Annotated in this window: 24 protein-coding genes, 1 tRNA gene and 2 pseudogenes; 11 read left to right on the forward strand and 16 right to left on the reverse strand. The window is 71.6% G+C overall.

Annotation, left to right across the window (positions count from 1 at the left end; all coding sequences use genetic code 11):
• Positions 1 to 51: 51 nt before the first annotated feature.
• Positions 52 to 729: a lytic transglycosylase domain-containing protein gene (locus HYQ63_RS13200; RefSeq protein ID WP_179934000.1), complete on the forward strand. Its 678-nt coding sequence runs from the start codon at positions 52 to 54 to the stop codon at positions 727 to 729.
• On the opposite strand, the gene HYQ63_RS13205 is transcribed toward HYQ63_RS13200, so the two are convergent.
• On the reverse strand, positions 710 to 1,492 hold the full coding sequence (locus tag HYQ63_RS13205) for an alpha/beta fold hydrolase (protein ID WP_179934001.1): 783 nt from the start codon (positions 1,490 to 1,492) through the stop codon (positions 710 to 712). The genes HYQ63_RS13200 and HYQ63_RS13205 overlap by 20 nt on opposite strands.
• 320 nt (positions 1,493 to 1,812) lie before the next feature.
• Between HYQ63_RS13205 and HYQ63_RS13210 the strand changes: the two genes are divergently transcribed.
• Together HYQ63_RS13210 and HYQ63_RS13215 are read left to right on the forward strand one after the other, a co-directional pair.
• Positions 1,813 to 2,727 (forward strand): MASE1 domain-containing protein, encoded by a 915-nt coding sequence (locus HYQ63_RS13210; protein WP_257232602.1) that lies wholly within the window; start codon positions 1,813 to 1,815, stop codon positions 2,725 to 2,727.
• Positions 2,728 to 2,782: 55 nt separating this feature from the next.
• A pseudogene (locus HYQ63_RS13215) lies at positions 2,783 to 3,530 on the forward strand (histidine phosphatase family protein).
• On the opposite strand, the gene HYQ63_RS13225 reads toward HYQ63_RS13215, so the two are convergent.
• Both HYQ63_RS13225 and HYQ63_RS13230 read right to left on the reverse strand, forming a co-directional pair.
• Positions 3,497 to 3,841 carry a hypothetical protein gene (locus tag HYQ63_RS13225; RefSeq protein WP_218929562.1) on the reverse strand — a complete coding sequence of 115 codons (345 nt, stop codon included), beginning with the start codon at positions 3,839 to 3,841 and terminating at the stop codon, positions 3,497 to 3,499. The pseudogene HYQ63_RS13215 and the gene HYQ63_RS13225 overlap by 34 nt on opposite strands.
• Before the next feature lie 38 nt (positions 3,842 to 3,879).
• A complete protein-coding gene (locus HYQ63_RS13230; protein WP_179934003.1) occupies positions 3,880 to 4,392 on the reverse strand; it encodes a DinB family protein in 513 nt (170 codons plus the stop codon).
• Between the two features lie 296 nt (positions 4,393 to 4,688).
• Between HYQ63_RS13230 and HYQ63_RS13235 the strand changes: the two genes are divergently transcribed.
• A complete protein-coding gene (locus HYQ63_RS13235; protein ID WP_179934004.1) occupies positions 4,689 to 5,036 on the forward strand; it encodes a hypothetical protein in 348 nt (115 codons plus the stop codon).
• On the opposite strand, the gene HYQ63_RS13240 is transcribed toward HYQ63_RS13235, so the two are convergent.
• The gene (locus HYQ63_RS13240) at positions 5,022 to 5,948 is read right to left on the reverse strand and encodes a phosphotransferase family protein (protein WP_257231820.1); all 927 of its coding nucleotides are present in this window, start codon (positions 5,946 to 5,948) and stop codon (positions 5,022 to 5,024) included. The genes HYQ63_RS13235 and HYQ63_RS13240 overlap by 15 nt on opposite strands.
• A gap of 136 nt (positions 5,949 to 6,084) precedes the next feature.
• Between HYQ63_RS13240 and HYQ63_RS13245 the strand changes: the two genes are divergently transcribed.
• Together HYQ63_RS13245 and HYQ63_RS13250 are read left to right on the forward strand one after the other, a co-directional pair.
• A complete protein-coding gene (locus tag HYQ63_RS13245; protein ID WP_179940046.1) occupies positions 6,085 to 6,696 on the forward strand; it encodes a restriction endonuclease in 612 nt (203 codons plus the stop codon).
• A gap of 176 nt (positions 6,697 to 6,872) precedes the next feature.
• Positions 6,873 to 7,346, forward strand: coding sequence for a nitroreductase/quinone reductase family protein (locus HYQ63_RS13250; protein ID WP_257231821.1), 474 nt, complete (start codon positions 6,873 to 6,875; stop codon positions 7,344 to 7,346).
• Positions 7,347 to 7,362: 16 nt separating this feature from the next.
• Here the strand turns inward: HYQ63_RS13250 and HYQ63_RS13255 are convergent, their stop codons facing one another.
• The 3 genes from HYQ63_RS13255 to HYQ63_RS13265 all read right to left on the reverse strand — a co-directional run bounded on the left by HYQ63_RS13255 (position 7,363) and on the right by HYQ63_RS13265 (position 10,097).
• Positions 7,363 to 7,728 (reverse strand): MmcQ/YjbR family DNA-binding protein, encoded by a 366-nt coding sequence (locus HYQ63_RS13255; RefSeq protein WP_179934007.1) that lies wholly within the window; start codon positions 7,726 to 7,728, stop codon positions 7,363 to 7,365.
• Between the two features lie 146 nt (positions 7,729 to 7,874).
• Positions 7,875 to 8,561: an NUDIX hydrolase gene (locus tag HYQ63_RS13260; protein WP_257231822.1), complete on the reverse strand. Its 687-nt coding sequence runs from the start codon at positions 8,559 to 8,561 to the stop codon at positions 7,875 to 7,877.
• A gap of 6 nt (positions 8,562 to 8,567) precedes the next feature.
• Positions 8,568 to 10,097, reverse strand: a complete 1,530-nt coding sequence (locus HYQ63_RS13265; RefSeq protein ID WP_179934008.1) for a hypothetical protein — start codon at positions 10,095 to 10,097, stop codon at positions 8,568 to 8,570.
• Between the two features lie 216 nt (positions 10,098 to 10,313).
• On the opposite strand from HYQ63_RS13265, the gene HYQ63_RS13270 reads away from it, so the two are divergent.
• Positions 10,314 to 10,634, forward strand: coding sequence for an MBL fold metallo-hydrolase (locus HYQ63_RS13270; RefSeq protein WP_179934009.1), 321 nt, complete (start codon positions 10,314 to 10,316; stop codon positions 10,632 to 10,634).
• Here HYQ63_RS13270 and HYQ63_RS13275 read toward each other — a convergent pair.
• The 3 genes from HYQ63_RS13275 to HYQ63_RS13285 all read right to left on the reverse strand — a co-directional run bounded on the left by HYQ63_RS13275 (position 10,600) and on the right by HYQ63_RS13285 (position 12,257).
• Positions 10,600 to 11,226: a LysE family translocator gene (locus HYQ63_RS13275; protein WP_179934010.1), complete on the reverse strand. Its 627-nt coding sequence runs from the start codon at positions 11,224 to 11,226 to the stop codon at positions 10,600 to 10,602. The genes HYQ63_RS13270 and HYQ63_RS13275 overlap by 35 nt on opposite strands.
• Positions 11,227 to 11,394: 168 nt before the next feature.
• Complete coding sequence (locus HYQ63_RS13280; protein WP_179934011.1) at positions 11,395 to 11,898, reverse strand: hypothetical protein; 504 nt, start codon at positions 11,896 to 11,898, stop codon at positions 11,395 to 11,397.
• Positions 11,899 to 12,182: 284 nt separating this feature from the next.
• Positions 12,183 to 12,257, reverse strand: a tRNA-Val gene (locus HYQ63_RS13285).
• Positions 12,258 to 12,413: 156 nt separating this feature from the next.
• On the opposite strand from HYQ63_RS13285, the gene HYQ63_RS13290 reads away from it, so the two are divergent.
• The 3 genes and pseudogenes from HYQ63_RS13290 to HYQ63_RS44615 all read left to right on the forward strand — a co-directional run.
• A complete protein-coding gene (locus tag HYQ63_RS13290; protein ID WP_179934012.1) occupies positions 12,414 to 13,664 on the forward strand; it encodes a hypothetical protein in 1,251 nt (416 codons plus the stop codon).
• Positions 13,665 to 13,758: 94 nt separating this feature from the next.
• A complete protein-coding gene (locus tag HYQ63_RS13295; RefSeq protein WP_179934013.1) occupies positions 13,759 to 13,980 on the forward strand; it encodes a zinc ribbon domain-containing protein in 222 nt (73 codons plus the stop codon).
• Between the two features lie 90 nt (positions 13,981 to 14,070).
• A pseudogene (locus tag HYQ63_RS44615) lies at positions 14,071 to 14,649 on the forward strand (DUF4383 domain-containing protein); the annotation flags it as partial.
• A gap of 307 nt (positions 14,650 to 14,956) precedes the next feature.
• Here the strand turns inward: HYQ63_RS44615 and HYQ63_RS13305 are convergent.
• The 3 genes from HYQ63_RS13305 to HYQ63_RS13315 all read right to left on the reverse strand — a co-directional run bounded on the left by HYQ63_RS13305 (position 14,957) and on the right by HYQ63_RS13315 (position 17,474).
• Positions 14,957 to 15,568, reverse strand: a complete 612-nt coding sequence (locus HYQ63_RS13305; protein WP_179940050.1) for an O-methyltransferase — start codon at positions 15,566 to 15,568, stop codon at positions 14,957 to 14,959.
• A gap of 80 nt (positions 15,569 to 15,648) precedes the next feature.
• Positions 15,649 to 16,308: a response regulator transcription factor gene (locus tag HYQ63_RS13310; protein WP_257231823.1), complete on the reverse strand. Its 660-nt coding sequence runs from the start codon at positions 16,306 to 16,308 to the stop codon at positions 15,649 to 15,651.
• Positions 16,293 to 17,474, reverse strand: a complete 1,182-nt coding sequence (locus tag HYQ63_RS13315; RefSeq protein ID WP_179934015.1) for a sensor histidine kinase — start codon at positions 17,472 to 17,474, stop codon at positions 16,293 to 16,295. Before HYQ63_RS13315 ends, HYQ63_RS13310 begins: the two co-directional genes overlap by 16 nt.
• Positions 17,475 to 17,608: 134 nt before the next feature.
• On the opposite strand from HYQ63_RS13315, the gene HYQ63_RS13320 reads away from it, so the two are divergent.
• On the forward strand, positions 17,609 to 18,241 hold the full coding sequence (locus HYQ63_RS13320; RefSeq protein WP_179934016.1) for a DedA family protein: 633 nt from the start codon (positions 17,609 to 17,611) through the stop codon (positions 18,239 to 18,241).
• On the opposite strand, the gene HYQ63_RS13325 is transcribed toward HYQ63_RS13320, so the two are convergent.
• The 3 genes from HYQ63_RS13325 to HYQ63_RS13335 are packed head-to-tail and all read right to left on the reverse strand — an operon-like array spanning position 18,210 to position 22,808.
• A complete protein-coding gene (locus HYQ63_RS13325) occupies positions 18,210 to 19,070 on the reverse strand; it encodes an HAD family hydrolase (protein ID WP_179934017.1) in 861 nt (286 codons plus the stop codon). The two genes, HYQ63_RS13320 and HYQ63_RS13325, sit on opposite strands and share 32 nt — an antisense overlap.
• A gap of 31 nt (positions 19,071 to 19,101) precedes the next feature.
• Complete coding sequence (locus tag HYQ63_RS13330) at positions 19,102 to 21,615, reverse strand: phosphoribosyltransferase (RefSeq protein ID WP_179934018.1); 2,514 nt, start codon at positions 21,613 to 21,615, stop codon at positions 19,102 to 19,104.
• Positions 21,612 to 22,808, reverse strand: a complete 1,197-nt coding sequence (locus HYQ63_RS13335) for an HpcH/HpaI aldolase/citrate lyase family protein (RefSeq protein WP_179934019.1) — start codon at positions 22,806 to 22,808, stop codon at positions 21,612 to 21,614. The genes HYQ63_RS13330 and HYQ63_RS13335 overlap by 4 nt, the downstream gene beginning before the upstream one ends.
• Positions 22,809 to 22,913: the final 105 nt, after the last annotated feature.

A 22,913-nucleotide genomic window follows, 5' to 3' on the forward strand; every position in this document is an offset into this window, starting at 1 on the left:
GCGTCACTTCGTCCCCCCGGTCCCGGTCCCGGTCCCGGCACCGGCCCCGGCATGCTGAGCCGTGCGGCCGGGATGTTCGCGGCGTTCGTCGCCGGCCTCGCGCTCGTCGTCGCCGCCGTCCTCGTCGTACGGCAGATCATGGCGCCCTCCGAGCCCGAGCTGCCCGTCGTCCCGGACGCGCGGCGTCCGATCGTGGAGCGGGCGGCGAAGGTCTGCTCGCCGCTGAGCGTGCCGCTGCTGGCCGCACAGATCCACGCGGAGAGCAACTGGCGGCCGGACGCGGACTCCGGACACGCCCAGGGCATCTCGCAGTTCGCCCCGGACACCTGGAAGGAGTGGGGGCGGGACGGCAGCGGCGACGGCAGGGCCGACGTCTGGGAGCCCCGGGACGCGATCCCCTCCCAGGCGCACTACATGTGCCACCTGTACGGCGTGATCGACGAACTCCCCGGCAACCGGACCCGGCTCGCCCTGGCCGCGTACAACGCGGGACCGGGCGCGGTGCTCAGGGCGCGCGGCATCCCGACCATCCACGAGACCCGCGGCTACGTGGACCGCATCGTCAACACCCTGCTGCCCCAGTACCGGAAGAGCGAGACGCGCTACCAGCGGAGCGAGGCGAAGCGCAACCGCGCGCGCTCCGCCTCACCGTCCACCTCCACCTCCGCCTCGTCCTCCCCCAGCCCACCCGCGCCCCTCTCCGCACGGACTACCCGCCAGCGGCTATGAAGTCCTCCACGGCCCGGACGAGTTCCAGCGGCGTCTCGTCGGCGGGGTAGTGCCCCGCCGACGCCAGCTCGACCAGGTCGGCATTGGCGTACCAGCGCAGCCACGTCCGGCGCATCACCTCCGCGGTGAGCGCCGGATCGTGGGCGCCGACCACCACCCGCACCGGCAGCTGGGAGCCCTCCACCTCCTCGTGGAAGTCCTCCAGCGCCCAGGAGTCCAGCCACGCCCGGAACGCCTTGGCATCGCTGTGCTCCAGCGAATGCCGCACCATCAGGTCGAGCCAGGCGTCCGGATGACGGCCGCCCGTGGTGAGGTCGATGATCGCCCGTCGGCACTCGGGCCGGTCGGCGGCCGACGTGAACAGCTCCCACTGCTCGCCCTCCATCGGCACCCCGCTCGCCGGTACGGGAGCCACCCCGACCAGCCGCTGGACGCGGTGCGGGGCCGCCGCCAGCACGCGCTGGACGACGGCGCCGCCCATCGAGTGCCCGAGCAGCGAGAACCGCTCCCACTCCAAATGGTCGGCGAGCGCGAGCAGATCCCGGCCCGCCTCGCTGGTGGTGTACGCGCCGGGGACGTCACGCGCCTCCCCGTAGCCGCGCAGATCGGGCAGTACGTAGGTGAAGGCGCGCCGGTCGATGTGCGGCAGCATCGCGGCGTAGGCGGCGCGGTCCGAGAACCAGCCGTGCACCGCGATGACGTGGTGCGGTCCTTCGCCGACGGTCTCATACGGTGGAACGAGGGGTGGAACAAGCGGTCCCATGGCACCTCCGGTCCCAGTCGAATGCGGGCACGCGGCGCGCGCCCGCTGGTGGACAACGGTGGCGTCTCGCGCGGAAGTGGGCAAGCCCGGTGCGCATATGCGCCGGGCGTCACCCGTACGGGTCACCCATACGGCCCACCCCGGCGGCTCCTCCGTACGGCGGGCCGCCCGCACCGGCCCGCGTGTCCGGCCGTACCCGACGGGCCGTCCGTAGTGTCATGACCGCTGTGGTGCGCGACGGGGACGAGGGCGGGGGCGAGGGCGGGACCCGAAGCCAAGCGCCCACGCCCCTGCGCACCGCCGCCCTGCGCACCGCCGTCATGGCCCTCGCCGTGGCCGCCGTCTACTACGCGGGCGCCCAGCTCGGTCTGCTTCAGGAACTCGTACGCGGCCAGGTGACCCCGCTGTGGCCGCCCACCGGCATCGCGCTGGCCTGCCTGCTCCTGCTGGGCCCGCGCAGCTGGCCCGGGATCACCCTCGGCGCCCTCGCGGTCAACGCCCCCATCGGCCCGGCGCCCCTCGCCGTCCTCGCGATCGTCGCGGGCAACACCCTGGCCCCGCTGTGCGCGTATCTGCTGCTGCGGCGGGCGGGCTTCCGTACGGAGCTGAACCGGCTGCGGGACGCCCTCGCCCTGGTCTTCCTCGGCGCCCTGGCCGGAATGCTGATCAGCTCCACGCTGGGCACCGCCGTCCTCGTCCTCGCGGACGCCCTCCCCGCGAGCGCCTTCTGGCCCACCTGGTCGGTCTGGTGGACCGGGGACGCGATGGGCGTCCTGGTCGTCACGCCCCTGCTGCTGGCCGCCCGCCGGGCCCGGCTCCCGCGCGGCGTCACCCCGTACCGCTGGCTGGAGGCGGCGGCGCTGCTGCTGGGAACGGCGGGCGTCATGCTGGTGGCCACCCGCTCGGCCGCCAGCCTGCTCTTCCTCGTCTTCCCCTTCCTCATCTGGGCGGCTCTCCGCTTCCAGCTCCCCGGCGCCGCGCCCTGCTCGCTCATCGTCACCGTCCTCGCGATCCAGGCCACGGCCGAAGGCGTCGGCCCCTTCGCGGGCCACTCGCTGCTGACGCGGATGGTCACCCTCCAGGCGTTCAACGGCTCCACGACGCTGACCGCCCTCCTCCTCGCGGCGATCATCGCCGAGCGCGACCACACGCGGCGGCAGATCGAGCAGGTGTGCGTCCAACTCGCCGAAACCGTGGTGCGGCTGACCCCGGACGAGCCGGAACCGGGCCGTTAGGAACGGCATCTACCAGTCCGTACGCGCCCACGAAGCCCTGGGGGACGGACCACCCATGACCGCGACGGCAACCCGCCACCTCTATCTGACCCGGCACGGCGAGGCGACCCCGGACGAGCGCGCGCTGACGGACGACGGCCGCCGCCAGGCCGTCCTGCTCGGCAAGCGACTCCGGCACGTACCGCTGACCGCCATCCACCACAGCCCGCTCCCGCGCGCCGCCCAGACGGCACGCCTGATCGCCGCCCAGCTCAACGACGTACCCGCGCACGCCTGCGAACCCGCCGGGGACTACGTCCCGCATACGCCGGAGCGCGACGAACTCCCGCCCGAAGCCGCCGACGTGCTCCTCGACTTCGTCCACCGCGTCCCCGCGGACGAGCGCGCCCACGGCCCACGGCTGGCCCACGAGGCGCGAGGGTGTCGTGTGGACCATGCCGGGTTCCCGACGCCTGGCACGGCATCTCGCGGCCCCGCGCTCGTCGCACGCAGCGCCGCTGCGCTCTCCTCACGCGACTTGCGAGCTACCGCACCAGACGCCGCTCGCTGATCCGGCCTGATCCACACGACACCCCCTGGAACGCTTCACCGGCCCGGTACCCGGCGCCGAGGACCGCCACGAACTGGTCGTCACCCACACCTTCCTCATCGGCTGGCTCGTCCGGGCCGCGCTCGGCGCACCACCCTGGCGCTGGATGGGCCTCAACCACGACAACGCGGCCCTGACCGTCCTCCGCTACCGCCCGGGTTTCCCCGTCTCCCTGGTCTCCTACAACGACACGTCCCACCTGCCCGCCGTGTAACCGGCCGCCCAGGGAACAGGACAGGGCGAGGCGTGCCCGGGATCCGCGCAGACAACCCGGGTCAGCGCCTCCCTCACCTCATTCATCGGCGGACGGTCGGCCCGCACCCCGACCCGGATCTCCCACACCCGCCGCTCCCCCGGGTCGGCACCCGGATACTGGCACCGCCACTGGTGCGGCAGCTCCTCGTACAGCTCACCCAGCTCCCCCTGATCCGCCGCCACCGCCAGCTCGTACGCCTCCGGGCCCTCGTCCAGCAGCCGACGGAACCCGCCGACGACCCGCGCGAGGTCGCCCTCGGTCGCGTACACCCCGATCCGGATGACGAAGTCGTCCTCCGCGCCGCCGCTCAGTAGTACCCCCTCCCACCGTCGATCAGCTCCCGCATCGCGTCCATGTGACCGGCGTGCCGGGCGGTCTCCTCGATCATGTGGAACAGGATCCACCGCACCGAGGCGGCGGCATCGGACAGCGTCGGGTGCCGACCGACGTCGTCCAGCGCATGGTCCGCGATGATCGCGTCCGACACCGCGCACTGCTGCTCGTACTCGGCGAGCAGCCGGTCCAGCGGAACCCCCGCCACCCGCATGTCCGCGTCCTCGACCCCCTCCTCGAACCGCGGCCCCTCCGCCGCGCGCCCCATCAGGACGATCTCGAACCAGAGGTGCTCGACCCACCGCATATGGGACACCACACCGGCCATCGTCATCAGCGGCGAGCCGGGCAGCACCGCCCGATGGGCATCCTCGGGGGACAGCCCCTCACACTTCCAGTGGACGACCGACCGCTGCATGTCCAGCCAGCCGACCAACTGCGTCCGCTCATCGGCCCCGTACGCGGGCCGCACCCGTGCAGGAATCATGCCTGCCGACGCTATCCCACCCCCTGCCCCCGCACCAGAGCTTCCGTGCGGGCCGAATGCATACCGGACGAAGGCCGGACCCGTGCTGTAGGGCCCGGCCTTCCGCATCCGAGTCACGCGCAGCCCAGCAGCGTGAATAAGGACAGGAATCACGGTACGGCCCCCCACCGACAACCGCGGGAGCCTGTGGATAACCCACCCCGACGGGTCACCACCGCGATCAAGCACAGCTCCAGCGCCGCCGGGCACACTCTTCCCACTCGCAAGCACAAGGGTGATCCCGCCCCGATCAAACCGTGGACAGCGGCACCGGCCGCCGCGGCGCCCCCGGCTCACTGCCCCTCGACGCCCTGGCCGACCTGGGCTTCGCCCTCTACGCGGGCGCGCGGCTGCCGGGCGTGGTCATGGCCGATGGGACACAGGACGGTGCGTACCAGATGTGGCTCCACGACCGGGAGGGATCGGCTGCCACCGTCAACGCGCGGGAGACGTGGCGGTACGGCCCCCGCGACCTGTGGCAGGAAGTCACGGCCGTATACGACGACTTCGTTGCCGCCGGAAGCCCGGGCGCCGACGCGTTCGAGCTGACGGTGACCTCCGAGGGCCAGCAGGTGTGGCTGCCCCCTGCCTCACCGGGCCGCTGACAATTCTTCGTGGAGCCCTTCCAGGGCGGTGTGGTCGTCATCGCTGCCGGTGTGAGGAGCGGCGAACCAGCGGGCGTACTCGTCGATCTCGGACAGCCGCCAGTCCAGCGCGAACAGCTCGACCATCGCGGGGTCGGCGTGCAGGCGGTCGCCCGCGCCCGCGGTGAGGAGGTCGGCGTAGTCCCGCTCGCGCGGCGCGAGGGCCAGCGACTCCCAGTCGACCAGCCTCAGCCCGTGGGCGTCCACGACCTGGTTGTCGTGGTGCGGCTCGCCGTGGGCCGGCACCCAGGAGTCCTGGTGCGCGAGGGCGAGGTCCGCGAGTTCGTGGTACCGGCCCGTCCAGCGCGTGATCGCGTCGCCGTGGTCGGCGATCGCGGTGCGGGCCTCCTCCGCCAGCGGGCCGGACGTCCAGGGCCGGGCGGCGGTGCGGGCCCGCAGCTCGTCGGCGAAACCGGGGCCGACGCGCGGGGCCCAGCGCCGCAGACCGTCCGGCGACGCGGCGCCGTGCAGCGCGGCCAGCGCGGCAAGGACTTCCCGCAGGTGTTCGGGCTCGCGCGCCTCCGCCTCCGTCGGGGTCCGCCCCTCCAGCCACGGTGTCACGCTGAGCATTCCGCCCCCGATCTCGACGGTGAACCGCCCGGACCGGGCGGGCAACGGCGCGCACACCACGTCCAGCCCGGTGCCCGCCAGCACCGCGGCCCCCGCGTAGGCGGCCTCCAGCGACGCCGCGGTGTGCCGGGGCGCCAACTGGTCCAACGTCACGAACAGGGTCGTCCCACCACCGGCCACCCGCCAGTGGTGCGCGCCGAACCCCCAGGGCAGATAGTCCGCCTCGGCGGCCTCGGGCAGCCAGTGCGCGGCGACCGCACGCGCGACCGCGTCGTCAGTGAGGAAAGAGGGACGGGACAGCACAAGGCTCACCCTAGAAACGACGCGCGTCGCCATCACCGGAATTTCCCCGGCTCGCGAGGGGAAGAGGGTCGTGGTGACGACACGACGAGGACGTAAGCGGCCATTACGCCGCGGGGCCTGGCCCACCGGCGCCGCGCTGCTGCTCGTCCTGGCCCTGACCTGGGCCACGGTGTGGCCGTACGTCGTCGGAGCGACCCTGGTGGCGCTGCTCGGCGGCGCCGTCTGGTGGCTGCGTACGACGCACCGCACGACGGTCGCCGACCATCGCGCCTGGCAGGCCGAGGAGGAGAACAAGGCGCGCGAGCGCTCCATGGCCGAGGTCGACGCCATGACGTGGCAGCGGTTCGAGCTGTACGTCGCGGAGCTGTGCCGCCGCGACGGCTGCACCCAGGTCGTCGTCTCCGGAAAGTCGGGCGACCTGGGCGCCGACGTCACCGGCCTGATGCCGGACGGCCGTCGGCTGGTGATCCAGTGCAAGCACTACGCGGCGCACCGCACCGTATCGAGCGGGGACATGCAGAAGTTCCTGGGCACGGCGAAGGCCGAACACGGCGCGGACGTCGCGGCCTTCGTCACCACGGCCGACTTCACGCGAGCGGCCCGGGCCCTGGCCGTGAAGCACGGCATCCTCGCCCTGCATCGCAACCTCCTCGGCGCCTGGGTCAGGGGCGCCACCCTGGAGTCCCTGATCCCGCTCAACGGAGCGGGCAGCGGCCCCCCGCGCGGGCGCCGGGCGCGCGGGACGTAACAGCGCGGCCCGGATCACCCAGCACGAGCTGTTCGAGCGCTGCGTGGCCTATACGCGCCGCATGCTGGACGACAGCAGACCGATCGCCTGAAGCATTGTCAGCACCGGTAGCACGCCCCTAGGTTGACGAGCAGACGATGTTCGACGGGACGAGGGCGAGGAGGAGTCCGTCACCCATGGCTCGTACGCGATGGCATCCGCCGGAGCGCTTCTTCAACGCCGCGAACCGCGTGGTCCGGCCGCTGCTCCGGTCCCGGCTGCACCCGCTCGTGAGCGGTCGGCTCATGCTGCTCACCTACGAAGGCGCCAAGTCCGGGCGCACCTACGCGATTCCGGTGGCCTACCACCGCCCGGCCCCGGACGAGGTGTGGGCCTTCGGCGCGCGGACCGGCTGGATGAGCAACTTCCGGAACCGTCGCACCGTACGTCTGCGGCTGCGCGGCCGGGAGGTACGCGCGGAGGCCACGGCCGTCGAGGACCGCGAGCAGGTGGCGCGCTTGCTGGAGGAACTCGTCCAACGCAACGGCCCTGGGTCCATCCGGGACCCGTTCGTCGGCTTCCCGCGCGACCGCCACCCGACGCACGAGGAGGCGCTGTCCGCGGCGGACAGGGTACGCATCGCGCGCTTTCACCTGTCGACCAAGCCCTGAAGGCTCAGTGCCCAGGTCAGGACCGGTCGAGACGAAGGCGCTCGGCCCTCGGCAGCCCCGCGACCACCAGATCGTAGGAGTCCTCGATCAGCTCCCGGACCAGCTGGTCCGGGAGGTCGCCGTCCACCGTCACCGTGTTCCAGTGGCGCTTGTTCATGTGCCACCCGGGCACGATCAGCCCCGGGTGGTCACCGCGCAGCCGAAGCGCGGCCTCCGGATCGCACTTCAGGTTCACCGTGAGGGGACGCGCGTCCAGGGTCGTCAGCGCGAAGATCTTGCCGCACACCTTGAAGGCCGAGACCTCCGGCACGCGGGGGAAGGGGAACTCCTCCGCAGCCGCGTTGAAGGACACGCAAAAGGACCGCAGCTGCTCGGGGGTCACTCCAGGTCTCCTCGATCTCGGCTGATGGGGATGGCACCACAGCTCTACCAGGCCCGCGACGGCTCTGCCACATCCTCCACCATGGGCCCCGGCACGCGCCCACCGTCCATCCGTCCAGCCATCCCCGCAGGCACGGCCCGCCTGCGTCACGGGGTGTCGTCGTCCGGTCCTTTCGCGAAAAGACCGGCCAGCCGGGCGCGGGTGACCACCGCGATGGTGAAACCATCGGTGATGTCTCCCTGGCCGATCAGCTCTTCCGCCCGGCTGAAGGGCATCACGACGGCTCGCCGGATGCCCTCTGCCCTGTCCAACGTCCCGACTCCGGGAATGCGAGCCGCGTAGAGCTCGGCGTGGCCACCGAGTAGTCCACTGTCGGCGTGAACCGTGCCGAGCGAGATCAGTTCCCCGGCCCGGACGCCCAGCTCTTCCTCGAGCTCCCGGATCGCATTCGCCGGTCCGCCCTCCCCCGCTTCCCCCATGCCGCGGGGTGCCTCCAAGTGCCAGGCCCGGGTGGCATGCCGGTAGTGCTCGACCAGGACGATGTCGGAGCCGGTGCCGATCAGCGGCAGGACCACCACCCCGGGGGCGCCTCCCGCGGGCAGCGTCCTCACATACAGGCCCAGGCTGCCGTCAGGGAAGCGAACGGCGTCGCGAACGACCGTGATGAACCGGTCGGCGTACACCACACCGACCGGCTCATCGGACCCGGTGCTGCGCCGGGCCGCCTCGATATCGACCGGGTCGAGCAGGATCTCGATCCCGCCTGGCGCGTTGACGAACATCTCCGGATGCTTCCGGCGCAGGTCCTCGTAGGAAGGGTCGGGAGACTTCACGGTGCTTCAGTACTCCAGTACATCGTCGTTCTCCTGGATGGTGGTCGAACTGGTGGCCGATGGAGCGGCGCGGTCCTCCGTGTATCCCGGAAGCCGCCGGGCCAGATCGCGGAACTCGTTCCACTCACGTTCGCTGTCCAGCCGAACGGAGGCGATCTCGCGGGCGAATTTCTGCTCCCGCTGCCCGGCCGCCCGATTACGCAGGACCATCTGTACGGAACCACCGAATGACCCCACCGACGTGGCTCCGAGGCTCGCTGCCACGGACCACCCCTCGGCACCGGTCAGCGCAGTGAATACCGCCCCGCCGACCGTGAGGACGACTTCGAGGACAGGCGACCACTTGTTCGCCTCGGCCTTGGAACCCCGACGGGCCTCGACAAGCCTGACGATTTCGGAATTGAGCCGGACGTAGCGATCGAATACGTCCCCGACATTGGCATGGAAGGCGGCGGGATCGGCCGTCAGCGAACTGAACGCTTCCATGTAGCGATGCCACGGCCCGCTCTGCCGAAGCGACCAGATGTCTTCGAGGGCCAACGTGTCGATTTCCGAAGGGGTGAGACGGTCCTGAACGGTGGAGAACGCCTGCCGCTGGAGAAACTTCACCAACTGCTCGGGGTCGCGAACGGTAGCGCCTGCCGAAGCCACGCGTACGTCCCGCCACTCCTGTAACGCCACCCGGCGCAGACTTCCGGTCGGAGTCAGCGGGTACATGCCCAGGGCGTCGGCGAGATTGACGTTGTAGATGAGGTCCAGCAGGTGCTTGACCTCGGCGGAGAAGGGCTTGCTGCCGTCATACCTGCCGTCGGAGACGGGCGAACCGTCTACGCACACGAACTTCTCGTACAGCAGGTTCCGGGTGACCGCGGCGTCGCGGATGCGCTGCCTGTTGCTGAACTCGACCACCTCGCCGACCCGCTCCACGAACGCCGGTACCTTGTCGTTCGGCACACCCACCTGAGAGGCGAGCAGCGGGAGGTCCTTCGCGGTCAGCCCCTGCACCCGGGCGGCGAACGGGTTGATCAGAGCCGACCTGCTGTCCCTGGCGTTCTCCTGGTCGTTCCAGGACAGACGGACGCAGGTGACCTTCTCCGTGGCGGGCATCTCCGCCAGGGTTTCCCGCCAGGCATCGAAAGCGTCCTCGTCCAGATCCACCCCTTGCGGGCGGTCGGTGGGCTCCCGCTCCCTGAGTAAGAAGGGAACCAAGGAGCTGTCCGCCAGCAGTTTCTGATGAGCCCTCCTGGCTTCTCCGCCGTCTACCAGATCACGGCTCACGGCAGGGTTGTTGTAGAAGAAAACCCTGTTCACAACGACCTGCCGGGTATTGATGAGGCTGCGGAAATACTCGGCCCGCACTTGGTCGTTACGGAGATCCTGGATATCCCGCAGGGACTTGCCTTTCGCGATCATCTTTCGCGTCAGGTCCGCACTGACCCACTGGTTGTCCAGCGACTGCGCGATAACCGCCCCCGGATCCAGATTCTCAGGACGCGCGCGGGTCAGCGCGCCTTCACCGTCATGGCTGCTGCTCATGGTCTCTCCCCCTGACTCAAGGCCCAGCGGATGGAATCCGTTCTCGGGCGAGATCGGCTCCAAAACGCCGCATCGCCGAGCAGAGAGCAATCTGCCCAGAACCACCCGCCGCCAAGCTGACTCGTGCAGCAGACACCTTGTCGGCGGTGGTGGTCCTCGTTGAGCCCTCGGCGAAGGGCCGGACGACCGTGCGGGCGGCCGTACAGGCTGCGTCGTATGGAGGTCATCGAGGTACTACCGAGCCTGCGCATGCTTCGCTTTCCCGTGGGGGCCGCCTACCTGTGGCGGGACGGCGACGAGCTGACCCTCATCGACACCGGGACGGCCGACTGCGCGGCGGAAGTCGAAGCTGCGCACACGAACGGCTCGATCGCGCTCCACCTGCCCGGGCCGAGGGTACTGTTCACCGGCGACGCGGTCGCCAACGTCGGCCGGACCATGCTGGGCGTCTTCAACACCGACCGTGCCCATGCCATCGAGTCGCCTTCAGCGCTTGGCAGCTTCAGCTCGCCATTGCGGTTCGAATCCCCAGGGTGATCAGCACAGTTCCCGCCAGGCGACTCATGCCACGTCGGAACCGAGGTGTGTCGATCGTTGTGCGCGCGGCGGCGACCACAGAGGTCCAGAACAGCAACCACACCAGGACGACAGCCACATGCACTACGGCAAGCGTCGCGATCTGGGGAGCGATGGGGCGGCTGGACGTCAGGAACTGCGGTAACAGGGTGAGATAGACCGACGCAGCTTTCGGGTTGAGGACGTTGGACCACAGCCCCTGGCCAAAGCCCCCGAGCTGGGCCCAGGGCAGACGCCAACGCCGCCGTGTCGTTGGTTCAACGCCTCGGCGCGTCGAGCGCCACGTGGTCACGCCCAACCAGATGAGATAGATGCCGCCCAGAAGCTTCACCACGGTCAGCGCCTCAGCCGACGACATGACCAAAGCCGACAGGCCAATCGCGGCGCACGTTGCGTGCACCAGGAGTCCGCAAGCCGAGCCACAAGCGGCGCGCACGCCATCGGACCGCGAGCCCGCGATCACCTGCTGCGTGACGAGAGTGAAGCTCGTGCCGGGAATCAACGTGAGGGGTACGACTGCGGCCACGAAGCCGAGTAGCTGATGCCACTGCACCCAAGCAGCGCATCCAGCAGACACGCGGCAAGCCACCAATAGGACCCGCATCGACTCGAAGATCGTTTTCGCACTCAGCGCTTGCGCGGCGCCTGAGCGGATCGAGCGAGCAGAAGGGGATGTCGAGCAGCGGCAGACGTCAGGCGGAGTCGCCTCTCGTTCGAAGCGCTACATCACGCCCATACCTCGCTTGACCAGGCTTTTGAACTCGCTCGCGAACTCGTTGATCAATTCTCGCATCTGACGGTGCAGGTCGCGGGCAGCTGCATGTACGTGAGGGGCAAGGCGGGGCGCGGAGATCGCCTGATGTGACACGATCTCAGCATCCACTCCTGCGGCCTGGCGACGAATGATCCCCGGCATTTCCAGTAGCTTGATCGGCTGGTCGACCATTAAGCACCATTTTGGCGCCGTGCGCGGCAAAGTGGGTGCTATGTCATGCCATTCGCCCGACGGTGTCCGCCCGGACACGGCAGGGCGTAGCTGGTCCCCCGCCTGCACGAAAGGGTCGGTGAACCTCGATAGCTCGTCTTGCAGTGAGTCGACCCCGGCGATGGTGGCTGCCTTGATACTTGCTCGCCCCATAAACCTGCTCGCCGCCGCAGTGGCAACAGCTCCGGCAAGCATGCCCCCGAGGCCAATCCATGCCACCGGGATTTCCGACTGTGCCACATGCCCTCCGCCCCTCCGGGAACACCCAGCTAGGAGGATTCTGGCAGGGGCGTCCACATTACGGAACGCGCGAGGGCGCGACTGTACCCACGCGGACGGTGTCCCGTTCACCCGCGGCCGGTACGCAGCCGGTCGTCGTGGCGATCGGGCACGGTGCGAGCGCTGGCGGTGGCACCGTCGGATCGACCCGAAGTACGCCGAACTGGTCGCGACCATCCGTCGTCGTTGATGTCAGCGGCAGATGTCAAAGACCCCCGGCCGGGACCGGCCGGGGGTCTTTGGGGTGGTGGGCGCAGACGGGTTCGAACCGCCGACATCTGCCTTGTAAGGGCAGCGCTCTACCGCTGAGCTATGCGCCCTGAGCGAGCTGTCAGCCTACCTTGTTCGCGGGGCGGCGCCGCAATCCGGTTGGGGTGGGAAGAAAGCCGGAGACGCGAACCGTACCGACCTCTGTGTTCGTCCCTGGTGGGTGGGAGAATGACATCCGGGCCCGGGCGATCCAATGGGAGAGGTAAGTGGCGGCGACACCTGCGCGGCGGTGGTTCGGGGGACGCGGGGAGAGCCAGCGGGCGGAGGCGCAGGCGGCGAAGGATGCCGCGGCGGCCGCGTTCTATGAGCTGGACACCGCGCAGCGGGATCTGCGGATCTCGATCGAGACGATCACGGCGGTGGACGACTCCCCCGCCGCCCGCCGGGCCGCCGCCGACTTCGCGGCGCTCGGGCAGCGGATCGACCAGGTCAGCCACGACTACATCACCGCCGTGGACGCGCATGACCTCGACCGTGACGGGCTGGACGCGGCGGCGGCCGGGCGGGCGCGGACGGAGCTGACCCGGGCCCGGGACGAGCTGCGGCGGACCAAGGCGGACCTGGACCGGTTCGGGCAGGGGCTGGGGTCGCTGCTCCAGCAGGCCGAGACGCAGCTCGCGCGGCTCGCGCCGGCGGTGGAGCGGGCGCGGCAGGCGCTGCTGGCGGCCACGAACGCGCTGGACGAGGTGCGCGGCTCCGGGCTGCGGGCGGACGATCTCGCGGCGCGGCTGGCGGCGCTGTCGCCCGAGCTGACCAAGCTGAACCAGGGCGCCGGGCAGCACGGCGTGCAGGAGACCATCCGGCGCGCGGACGATGTGCTGCGGCGGGCGGAGGCCGTCCGCGGGGAGGCGGAGCGGCTGCCGGAGCGGGCGGCCGAGATAGACCGGCGGCTGGTGTCGCTGCGTACCCGCGCCCAGGCGATCACCACCCGGGCCGCCCAGGTGGAGCCGGTGCTCAGTGAGCTGCGCCGCCGTTACAGCGCGGCCTGCTGGCAGGATCTCCAGTCGGTGCCCGGGCAGGCGGCGCGGGACGTGGCGCAGGCGGAGGCGAAGCTCGGCGAGGCGCGGACGGCGCGCGAGGAGCAGCGCTGGCCGGACGCCACGGCCCTGCTCGGTACGGTACGGGCGCTGCTGAACACCACGGACGAGGCGGTGTCGGCGGCCGGGGACCGGTTGCGGCGGCTGGACGAGGTGTCGTTCAACCAGGACAAGGAGATCGAGCGCACCCGTTTCGCGATCCGCGACGCGCAGCGGCTGGCGATGGCCGGGCGCAGCACCCCCGATCCGCGCCACGCCCGCCCGCTGGACGACGCGGTGGCGCGGCTGGAGCGGGCGATCGCGGGGTTGGAGGGGCGGCACCCGGACTGGTGGCACTTCCTCACGGAGACGGAGGCGGTCCGGCAGACGGTCGCCCGGGTGGTGCAGGAGATCCGGGATGAGCTGGGGGCCGGGGGCTGAGCCGGATACGGGCCGGGGCTGAGCTGGATGGCCGGGGTGGGCCGGGTGTCGGGAATGGGGTTCTGGGGGCGTTCGGGCTGGTTATGCTCCTGACATGCCTCGCTACGAATACCGCTGCCGCGCCTGCGGGACCACCTTCGAGCTGAACCGGCCCATGGCCGAGTCCTCCGCGCCCGCCTCGTGCCCGGAAGGGCATGACGACACGGTGAAGCTGCTGTCGACCGTCGCCGTCACCGGTGGCGCCGCCTCCTCCTCGGCACCCGCGCCGCCCGCCGGTGGCGGGGGCGGATGTTGCGGTGGCGGGTGCTGCGGCTGATCCTGGGAGGTACGTCATCGGGGGTGCGTAAAACGGCACGTACCCCCGCGTACCCACCGCGGGTACGGCCTCGCCGGTAAGGAGGCCGACATGGCTACTGGCCGCCCCTCCCCCATCGGTCCGCACCCCGCGGGCACCGCGCGGCACTTTCCGGAGCGGATCGGCGGGCACACCAAGCTGGATGAGCATCTGCCGGTGGACCACCGGCTGAGCAGGGTCTATCGCCTCGGGGCGGGGCTGATGGGCCTGGTCCTGGTCGCCTTCGGGGTCCTCGGTCTGACCGACAACATCGGGTTCTTCGACACCGGTGGCGCGACCGTCGCCGAGCTGAACACCAACGGCGCGCTGAGCGTGCTGTCCATCGCCATCGGGGTGCTGCTGTTCGTCGGCATGGTCATCGGCGGCAACTTCGCCTCGACGCTCAACATGGTGCTCGGGCTGCTCTTCCTGCTGAGCGGGTTCGTCAATCTCGCGCTGCTGGAGACCAGCTTCAACTTCCTGGCCTTCCGGCTCCAGAACGTGCTGTTCAGCTTTGTGGTGGGCCTGATGCTGATGTGGTTCGGGATGTACGGGCGGGTCAGCAGCAAGCTGCCGCATGACAACCCGTACTGGATCTCCCGCCACCCCGAGCAGGCCCGGCGCGAGGCCCGGGCGCGCGAGATCATGGCCGCCCGGCGGCGGGCCGCGGAGGGCGGCGCGGAGCAGCCCGGACAGCCGGGGCGGCCGGAGCAGCCGGGTCAGCGGAGCATGGTGGACCACGTGGGCGGCGAGGAGGCCGTCGACCGCGAGGCGGAGAAGACGGCGGAGAGAACGACGGAGAGAACGGCCGAAGGAACGGCCGAAGGCGCGGCCCAGGAAAGCGGGCAGCCGCCCGGGAAGTGGGGGAAGCTGGACCGGGCGCCGGGGGACGCGGAAACCCACTCCCCCAAGCGCCGCTGGCCGCACCTCCCCCACCGCCACCGCCGCGCGCGGCAGATCAGCGGCGGCGAGCCAGGGTCAGGCCGTCGGCGATCGTGAGCATGACCGCCTCCATGCGGTCATCGGCCGCCACATGGTCGTTGAACTCCTTGATCGCCGCACCGCCACCGGAGGCCGCCGGGTCCACGACGGCCCCGCCGTAGAAGACGTTGTCCGCGACGATCAGCCCGCCCGGGTTCAGCCGCGGCACCAGCTCCTCCCAGTACGGGATGTAGTTGCCCTTGTCCGCGTCGAGGTAGGCGAGGTCGATGTGCGGCTCGGCGGGCATCGCGCGCAGGGAGTCCAGGGCGGGCGCGATCCGCAGGTCGATGCGGTCGGCGACGCCCGCCTTGGCCCACGCCTCGCGCCCGTACGCGGTCCACTCGTCCGATACGTCGAGGGCGACCAGCGTGCCGTCGGCGGGCAGGGCCCGCGCCATCGACAGCGCGGAGAAACCGGTGAAGGTGCCGACCTCGACGATGTGCCGGGCGCCGGTCAGCCGGACCAGGAACGCCAGCAGCGGACCCTGCTCCTCGGCGGACTGCATCCCGGCGTACTCCGGCAGCCGCGCGTGCGTCACGTCGACCAGTTCGCGCTGCACGGGGTCGAGCGGCGGGTTGTGGGCCAGCATGTAGCCGTACAGCTCGCCGGTGATCGGGGTGCTCTTGCTCTCGGCCACGGGGCCTCCCTCTCGTCCACTCCGCTCCGTGTTCAGCTTCCCAGGTAGCGCAGTACCGCCAGAACTCGGCGAGAGTATCCCGAGCTGCCGGGGAGTTCGAGCTTGTCGAAGATCGCGTTGATGTGCTTCTCCACGGCGCTGCGCGAGACGTACAGCCGCTCGGCGATCGTGGCGTTGGCGTGGCCCTGGGCCATCGCGTCGAGTACGTCGCGCTCGCGCGAGGTGAGCCGGGCCAGCGGGTCGGTGTGGGTGCTGCGGGAGAGCAGCCGACGGACGACCTCGGGGTCGAACGCGGCGCGGCCCGCGGCGACCCGCTCCAGGGCGTCGAGAAACTCGTCGACCTGGACGACCCGGTCCTTGAGGAGGTAGCCGACGCCCTCGCCCGGGCCGCTCAGCAGCTCGGTCGCGTACCGCCTCTCGACGTACTGCGACAGGACCAGCACGCCGACCGCCGGGTGGCGCCGCCGGATCTCCAAGGCGGCCCGTAGCCCCTCGTCGGTGTGGGTGGGCGGCATGCGGACGTCCACGACGACGGCGTCCACGCCCGGGTTCCGGTCCACGGCCTCGATCAGCGCGGTGCCGTCGCCCACCGCGGTCACCACTTGGTGGCCCTCGTCGGCGAGCAGCCGCACCAGGCCCTCGCGCAGCAGGGTCGAGTCGTCGGCCAGGATGACGCTCAAAGGGGCAGGCATGGCAGCTCCGCGGTGATGGTGGTGGGGCCGCCGGGCGGGCTGACCACCCGGAGCCGGCCGTCGAGCGCGGCGGCCCGGCGTGCCAGCCCGAGCAGACCGCCACCCGCCGGGTCGGCACCTCCGGTGCCGTCATCGGTGATCCGTACGAGGAGGATGTCCGCGCCCTCGCGCCGGGCGCCCGGGGTTCGACGCGTCAGCGCGATGTCGATACGGGACGCGCCCGAGTGCTTGACCGCGTTCGTCACCGCCTCGGAGACGACGAAGTACGCGACCGTACGAACCGTCGTACCCGGCTCCGCCGCCAGCCCGTACTCCAGCCGGACCGGGATCGCCGACCGCTCGGCCACCCCCTCCAGCGCCACCCGCAGCCCGGCCTCGTCCAGCGCGGCCGGGTAGGCGCGCCATGCCACCTCGCGCAGATCGCTGAGGGCGTGTCGGCTCTCCTCGTGGGCCTGGACGAGCAGGGCGTGCGCCCGCTCCGGGTCCTGGCTGCGGCGCGCCCGGCCCAGCAGCATCCCGAGTGCGACGAGCCGCTGCTGCACCCCGTCGTGCAGATCACGTTCGATCCGCCGCCGCTCCTCGTCCACGGCGTCCACGACCCCGGCGCGGCTGGCGGCCAGCTCCTCGATCCGGTGGTGCAGGGCGTCCTGCGGGCTGGGGCCGAGCAGATGCCAGGCGAGCTGCCCCTCCCAGGCCGCGACCGCCACGATGCCCTGGGCCGCGAGGATGAACAGGACCACGCCGCCGAACCCGGTCGTGACCAGGTCGAACCAGTGGTCGCCGCCGAGCACCGGCACTCCCCACAGCAGCAGCGAGCCGAATCCTGCGCCGATCGCGGCCAGCGCCGGCACCACGCCGCCGAGCAGGCCCAGCGCCCAGCGCGTGGCGAGGTAGCGCAGCGCCTGCTCACCGCCGTACTCAGGCGTGACCTCGGCGTCGAGGAAGCGGGCCAGCCTGCGGCGTTCCACCTCGGTGAGCCACCGGGCGCCCGCCGTCAGCGGGCGTAGGACGCGAATGCGGGCGCGCGGCCGGGTGGTCACGCACAGCAGGGCCAGCCCCGCGCCCACGGTGTACAGCAGCTCGGCGAGAGCGGTGCCCGCGCCGATCAGCAGCCCGGCCACCAGTCGCAGCCCGTGCCGTAACCACTTCCCCACGGACGTCCCCATGGGCCGCAACGCTAGCCGCTGCCTCCCGCCCGCACACTGAGGATTTCCGCAGGTTCTGGCTGCGGTGCGGACCCGCACGACCGGGCGGGCGGCCTCATGGTCCGGCGGACGTGCCGTTTCTAGCGTTGTGTGGCATGACTGATCGCATCGCCGACTGGGCGACCGGCCTCATGGACGCCCTCGGGGCGCCGGGCGCGGGCGCCGCCATCGCACTGGAGAACCTGTTCCCGCCGCTGCCCAGCGAGGTGATCCTGCCGCTCGCTGGGTTCGCGGCGGGGCAGGGGCGGATGAACCTGTACGCCGCGCTGCTGTGGACCACGGCCGGTTCGGTCGTGGGCGCGCTCGCCCTGTACGGGGTGGGCGCGCTGCTCGGCAGGGACCGCACCCGCGCGCTCGCCGCGCGGCTGCCGCTGGTCAAGGCCACGGACATCGACCGGACCGAGCAGTGGTTCCAGCGGCACGGCACCAAGGCGGTCTTCTTCGGCCGCATGATCCCGATCTTCCGCAGCATGATCTCGATACCGGCCGGCATCGAGCGGATGCCGGTCCCTGTCTTCCTCGCCCTCACCACCCTCGGCAGTCTGATCTGGAACGCGGTCTTCGTGCTGGCCGGTTACGCGCTCGGCGACAACTGGCACCAAGTGACGGACTACGTCTCGGTGTACTCCAAGGCCGTGCTGGCGGTCGCCGGGCTGGCGGTGCTCGGCTTCGCCGCCGCCCGGCTCGCCAGGCTGCTCAGCCCCGGCCGCGGGAGACGGCGCGGATGACCTCGCGGCGGGCCTTCGCCCAGTGCAGGGAGGCGTGTTCGGACAGGGCGCGGGCGATCGCCTCGCCCGCCGCGACGCCCTGCTCCTCGACCGCCGTGACCTGCGGTGCCGTCCAGCCCGCGGTGGCCAGTTCGCCGTGGCCGGGGCGCCAGGCGTGGTCGGCGGCCTCCAGCAGGTCGGCGTCGAGGAACGAGTCGCCCGCGGTGAGCACCTCGTCCGCGCCGCTGCGGCGCTTGACCTCGGCGACGGCCGCGCTCTTGGTGAGCGGCTTCGGAACCGCGTAGATCTTGCGGCCCTGGAGCGAGACGGTCCAGCCGCGCGGCTCAGCCCACACCGCCAGCTCCTTGACGTACTCGTCGGGCAGCAGCTTCCGCTCCACGACGAGGTACGCGAACAGGTCCTCCGCGACCCGCTCCTTGAGCAGCCAGGCCGGGTCGGCGGTGGCGGTGAGGTGGGCGCGGACCTCCTCCAGCGGGGCGCACGCGTCGGCCAGGGCGCCGCGCACGCCCGCGTGCCACTCGGGGTCGGACTCGCCGTCGACCAGCAGATGGCCGCCGTTCGCGCAGATCGCGAAGCGCGGGGGCGGGCCGGGGAGATGGACCCGCCGGTACTGCTCGGGGGTGCGGGTGGTCGTCGGTACGAAGACGGCGGTACGGCCCAGCTCCGCGACCAGCCCGGCCGCGGCCTCCGTCAGGTACGACAGGGGCTTGCCCTGGTACACCTCGACGCACAGCAGCCGGGGCGCCTCGGCGTCGGGCATGTCGAGTCCGAGCGCCGCCGCCGAGTAGATCAGCGTGCGGTCGAGATCGCTTGCCACCAGAACGGTCATCGGGCCGCCTCCGCGGAGTGTGCCAACAGGTTCATCTCGCCGCCACCGCCTTGCCGTCCGCGCCCGTGGCGCCGCGTGTGTAGCGCGGGTGGATCAGCCCCACGCAGGTGTACGGCAGGCCGTCCGCCTCCTCGACCGGCACCCCGCGCTGCTCGGCGAGCAGCCGTACGTGGTCCAGGTCCGCGCCCGCGCCCCGCTTGGCGAGGATCTTCCAGGGGACGCGGCGCAGCAGCACGCGCGTGGTCTCACCGACGCCCGGCTTGACGAGGTTGACGTCGTGGATGCCGTACTCCTCGCTGATCCGCTCGACGGCCCGCCACCCCTCCCAGGTCGGGGTGCGGTCGGCGGCGGCAAGCTCCTTCACATCCGCCGCCACGTCGTCGGCGACCTCCTCGAAGCGGGCCGTGATGGCGTCGAGGAAGGCGCCGGAGAGGTCCACGTCGGCCAGCTCGCGGTAGAACTTCGCGCCGTGGAAGTCGTCCGGACCGACGAGGTCGGAGCGGAGCACGGTGCGCGATATCAGCCCGGAGACGGTCGAGTTGAGGCACGCGGAGGGGACGAGGAAGTCGTCGCGGGTGCCGTAGGTGTCCACGCAGCGGCCCGGGTCGGCGAGGACGGCGATCCGCGGGTCGAAGTCCGGGTACGGGGCGAGGGCGTCCGACAGCTCGCGGGTGATCGCGCCCTTGCCCGTCCAGCCGTCCACGAAGACGACATCGGCCGGGTCGTGGTGATCGGCCAGCCAGCGCAGCGCGGCGGTGTCGATGCCGCGGCCGCGCACGATGGAGACCGCGTAGTGCGGCAGGTCGAGGCCGTGGGCGTGGCGCGCCCAGCGGCGCATCAGCACGCCGACGGGGGTACCGGCCCGGGCGAGCGAGACGAGGACGGGGCGGGTGGAGCGCTCGGCGAGCACGGTCTCGGTGACGGTGCCGACGGCGCGGGCGATGCGGGCGGCGGAGGTGTCGAGCGCGGCCCGGAACAGCTCCTGGTACGCCTCGCTGGGCTGGTACTCGACGGGCAGCGACTCGGCGTAGTGCGCCCCGCCGCTCTGGATCGCCTCCTCGCGCTCCTCGGTGGGGGCTTCGAGGGTGACGTGGGAGAAGTCCTGGAGCAGCCAGCCGACCTCGTCGGGGGCGTAGGACGAGAACGCGGGACCGCGCAGGGGCTCGGGCGGCGGTTGGTGCATGGAGGGGGCCTGTCGTTCGGGGACGGGAGCGGGGACGGGGACTGTGGGGGGAACAGTGGGCGGCGGTACGTGGGAGGGGACGACGGCCAGCAACAGCCGGCCGGTGTGCGGGGCCAGCCGCGCGAGCAGCCCGTCGGGGGCGTGCAGCGCGGGGGTGTCGGCGGCCGAGTCCACGACGGCGACGACCGCGTCGAAGCGGCGCGCGGGGTCGTTGCCGGGCGCCACGTTGTAGGCGTAGCGCGGACCGGGCCCGTCGGCGGGGGTGTCATGGGCGGGGAAGGTGAGCGCGGTACGGATCGCGTACCCGGGGTCGTCCACGGCGAGCACGGGCGACCGGGTGGTGGTCGAATACCGCACCTCGGCCCCGTCGAGTACGTCGTCCAGCGCCCCGGCGAGCCGCAGCGGGGCGTACATCAGCTCCTCGAAGCCGAGCACCAGGACGCGGCGGGGCACGGCACCGGGCGCGGGGGTCAGCGCCTCGGCGAGGCGTGACGCCATGGCCGGGAGCGCGGTCTCCAGGCGGGTGCGGTGGGCGGGGGTGAAGCCGTGCCGCCCGCCGTCCGGCAGGCCCTCGGGCCAGCCCAGCTCGACCCGGGCGGCGGCTGGGGTCGCGGCGGGCGCCCCCGCCCCCGGCGGGCCCGGGTCGTGGGCGGCCACGAGGGCGCGGCCGCGGGTCAGGACGTCGTCCGGGAGGTGGACCGCGCCGGTCGCGGCGGAGACGAGGTCCACGCGGGCGCCCAGGTCGGACGCGAAGGCGTCCAGGCGGGCGCGGTCCTCGGGGGAGCGCATGTCGACCAGGGCGACCACCACATAGCGGTCGCGGGGGAAGCGGCGGTGGAGGGCGGCGATGGTGTTGAGGACGGTGCGGCCGGTCGAGAACTCGTCGTCCACCAGGACCAGCGGACCGTCCGTGGCCAGCAGCCGGGGGTCTTCCGGGAGCAGCAGATGGGACGTGGCGTGGCTGTGCTCCTCCTCGAAGCCGCCCACCGTGGGCACGCCCGCGACCGGGCGGCGGGTCGAGTGCAGGTACGGGGCGAGGGCCAGGCCGTCCGCGACGCTGTGGCCGAGGCCGGTGGCCGTCTCGGCGTAGCCGAGGACGACGGCGCGGGCCGCCGACGCGTCGCCCAGCAGGGCACGCACCTCCTGCCCCAGCGCCACGCCCGCGCCGTGGACGGCGGCGGGGCGCTGGGGGACGTGTTTGCCCAGCACGTTCGACACGAGCAGATGCGCCCGCTTGGGGTTGCGCCGCAGCGCGAGCCCGAGCAGCCCGGGCAACTGCCCGTCGCCGTCGAGCCGTACGCCGAGCCGGTCCGCGACCCACTGTCCCGACCACACCACGCTGTCTGCCTCGCTTTCCCTCATGCGGTTCGTGCGGTCCGCAGGCCGGCGGCCAGCAGTTCCACGAAGCTCACGTCCTCCCGGGCGACGCCGAAGACCTCGGCGCGCTGCAAGGTCCGTTCGGCCCAGGCCCGGTGCGGTTTCACCTCGTTCATTTTGTTGGTGTACGCGGAGCGCAGCACACCGCCCCCGCAGCGTTCGGGTTCGAGGATGTCCACCGCGTCGCTGAACTCCTCGTGGCTGACGACGGACAGGGCGTGCACCGGGGCGACATGGGTGGGGTGGATGCAGGTCTTGCCCTGGAGCCCGTTGGCCCGGTCCAGTTCGATCTCGCGCAGCAGCCCGTCCATGTCGTGCTCGATGAGCGCGGCACGCAGCGATTCGGCCCGCCCGGAGAAGGGGCTGAGCCGCAACTGCGGCTTGAACATGCGCTCGTGCTGCTTGAAGTACTCCCACACCGGCCCGGTGACGGTGAATCCGGTGCCGTCCGCCCGGCCCAGCATGTTCACCACGTCGCCGATGACGGAGGCGACGAGCTGGACGTCGTACGCGGTCATGTCGGGCGCCCGGCGCAGCCCGTACGCGGAGCACAGGTCGGTCACCCCGAGCCGCAGCGCCAGCACCCGCTCCCGGTATTTGTCGACGATCCGGCCGATCCCGGCAAGGGTGTCGGTGCGGGTTTCGCGGTGCATCAGCTCAGGCGACTCAAGGACCGGCATCGCGTAGAGCCGCCGACCGCCCAACACCTCGGCCACCTCGCGGTTTTCGGCCGCTATCAGCGCCTCCAGGAACGGAACGCCGCGTTCCTCGGTGAACTTGGGCAGTACGAATCCGGACAGCAGCCGAACGGCCGATCCGAGCCGCCGGACGAGGTCGACGATCTGCTCGGGGGTGCGGACCCGGATGAAGAGCAGCGGCAGATCGGTGTCCCCACCGCGCGCGGCGAGGGCGGCGAACTGCCGCACGAGGTTCTCCTCGGCGCCCGGCACCTCGGCGTCGTGGATCGAGTCCTCCAGGCACAGCACCATGGAGACAACGCCCCGACCTGCCTGTTTGACGATGTCCTCGGCGAGGCCGGGCCGGGTGGCGGGACTGTAGAGGGTGGCGCCGAGCGCGACGGCGAGGGTCCGGGCCGGTGAGTCGACCGAGAATTCAACGGGCTGCTGGTGGAAGAGGCGCGTCCGTACCTCGTCCGGCAGATGTCCAAAATGCCGCATTTATCTCCCCGCACTGCCGGTATCCCCACCCGGGCCACACGACCCTCGGGTGGCCGATTATCGTACGTCCGGGCCCGGGTCAAAAGTTCCCCAAGGGCGTGAAAA

It is taken from the genome of Streptomyces sp. Rer75, assembly GCF_013414305.1.
GTDB classification, from domain to species: domain Bacteria; phylum Actinomycetota; class Actinomycetes; order Streptomycetales; family Streptomycetaceae; genus Streptomyces; species Streptomyces himastatinicus.

Bases quoted from the DNA above. Each gene is read 5' to 3' on its own strand.
- HYQ63_RS13315 (WP_179934015.1), bottom strand. From the start codon at position 17,474: ATGGGGACGTCCGTGGGGAAGTGGTTACGGCACGGGCTGCGACTGGTG.
- HYQ63_RS13310 (WP_257231823.1), bottom strand. From the start codon at position 16,308: ATGCCTGCCCCTTTGAGCGTCATCCTGGCCGACGACTCGACCCTGCTG.
- HYQ63_RS13210 (WP_257232602.1), top strand. From the start codon at position 1,813: ATGGCCCTCGCCGTGGCCGCCGTCTACTACGCGGGCGCCCAGCTCGGT.
- HYQ63_RS13305 (WP_179940050.1), bottom strand. From the start codon at position 15,568: ATGCTGGCCCACAACCCGCCGCTCGACCCCGTGCAGCGCGAACTGGTC.
- HYQ63_RS13265 (WP_179934008.1), bottom strand. From the start codon at position 10,097: ATGAGCAGCAGCCATGACGGTGAAGGCGCGCTGACCCGCGCGCGTCCT.
- HYQ63_RS13325 (WP_179934017.1), bottom strand. From the start codon at position 19,070: ATGACCGTTCTGGTGGCAAGCGATCTCGACCGCACGCTGATCTACTCG.
- HYQ63_RS13250 (WP_257231821.1), top strand. From the start codon at position 6,873: ATGGCTCGTACGCGATGGCATCCGCCGGAGCGCTTCTTCAACGCCGCG.
- HYQ63_RS13230 (WP_179934003.1), bottom strand. From the start codon at position 4,392: ATGATTCCTGCACGGGTGCGGCCCGCGTACGGGGCCGATGAGCGGACG.
- HYQ63_RS13335 (WP_179934019.1), bottom strand. From the start codon at position 22,808: ATGCGGCATTTTGGACATCTGCCGGACGAGGTACGGACGCGCCTCTTC.
- HYQ63_RS13295 (WP_179934013.1), top strand. From the start codon at position 13,759: ATGCCTCGCTACGAATACCGCTGCCGCGCCTGCGGGACCACCTTCGAG.
- HYQ63_RS13330 (WP_179934018.1), bottom strand. From the start codon at position 21,615: ATGAGGGAAAGCGAGGCAGACAGCGTGGTGTGGTCGGGACAGTGGGTC.
- HYQ63_RS13270 (WP_179934009.1), top strand. From the start codon at position 10,314: ATGGAGGTCATCGAGGTACTACCGAGCCTGCGCATGCTTCGCTTTCCC.
- HYQ63_RS13205 (WP_179934001.1), bottom strand. From the start codon at position 1,492: ATGGGACCGCTTGTTCCACCCCTCGTTCCACCGTATGAGACCGTCGGC.
- HYQ63_RS13200 (WP_179934000.1), top strand. From the start codon at position 52: ATGCTGAGCCGTGCGGCCGGGATGTTCGCGGCGTTCGTCGCCGGCCTC.
- HYQ63_RS13320 (WP_179934016.1), top strand. From the start codon at position 17,609: ATGACTGATCGCATCGCCGACTGGGCGACCGGCCTCATGGACGCCCTC.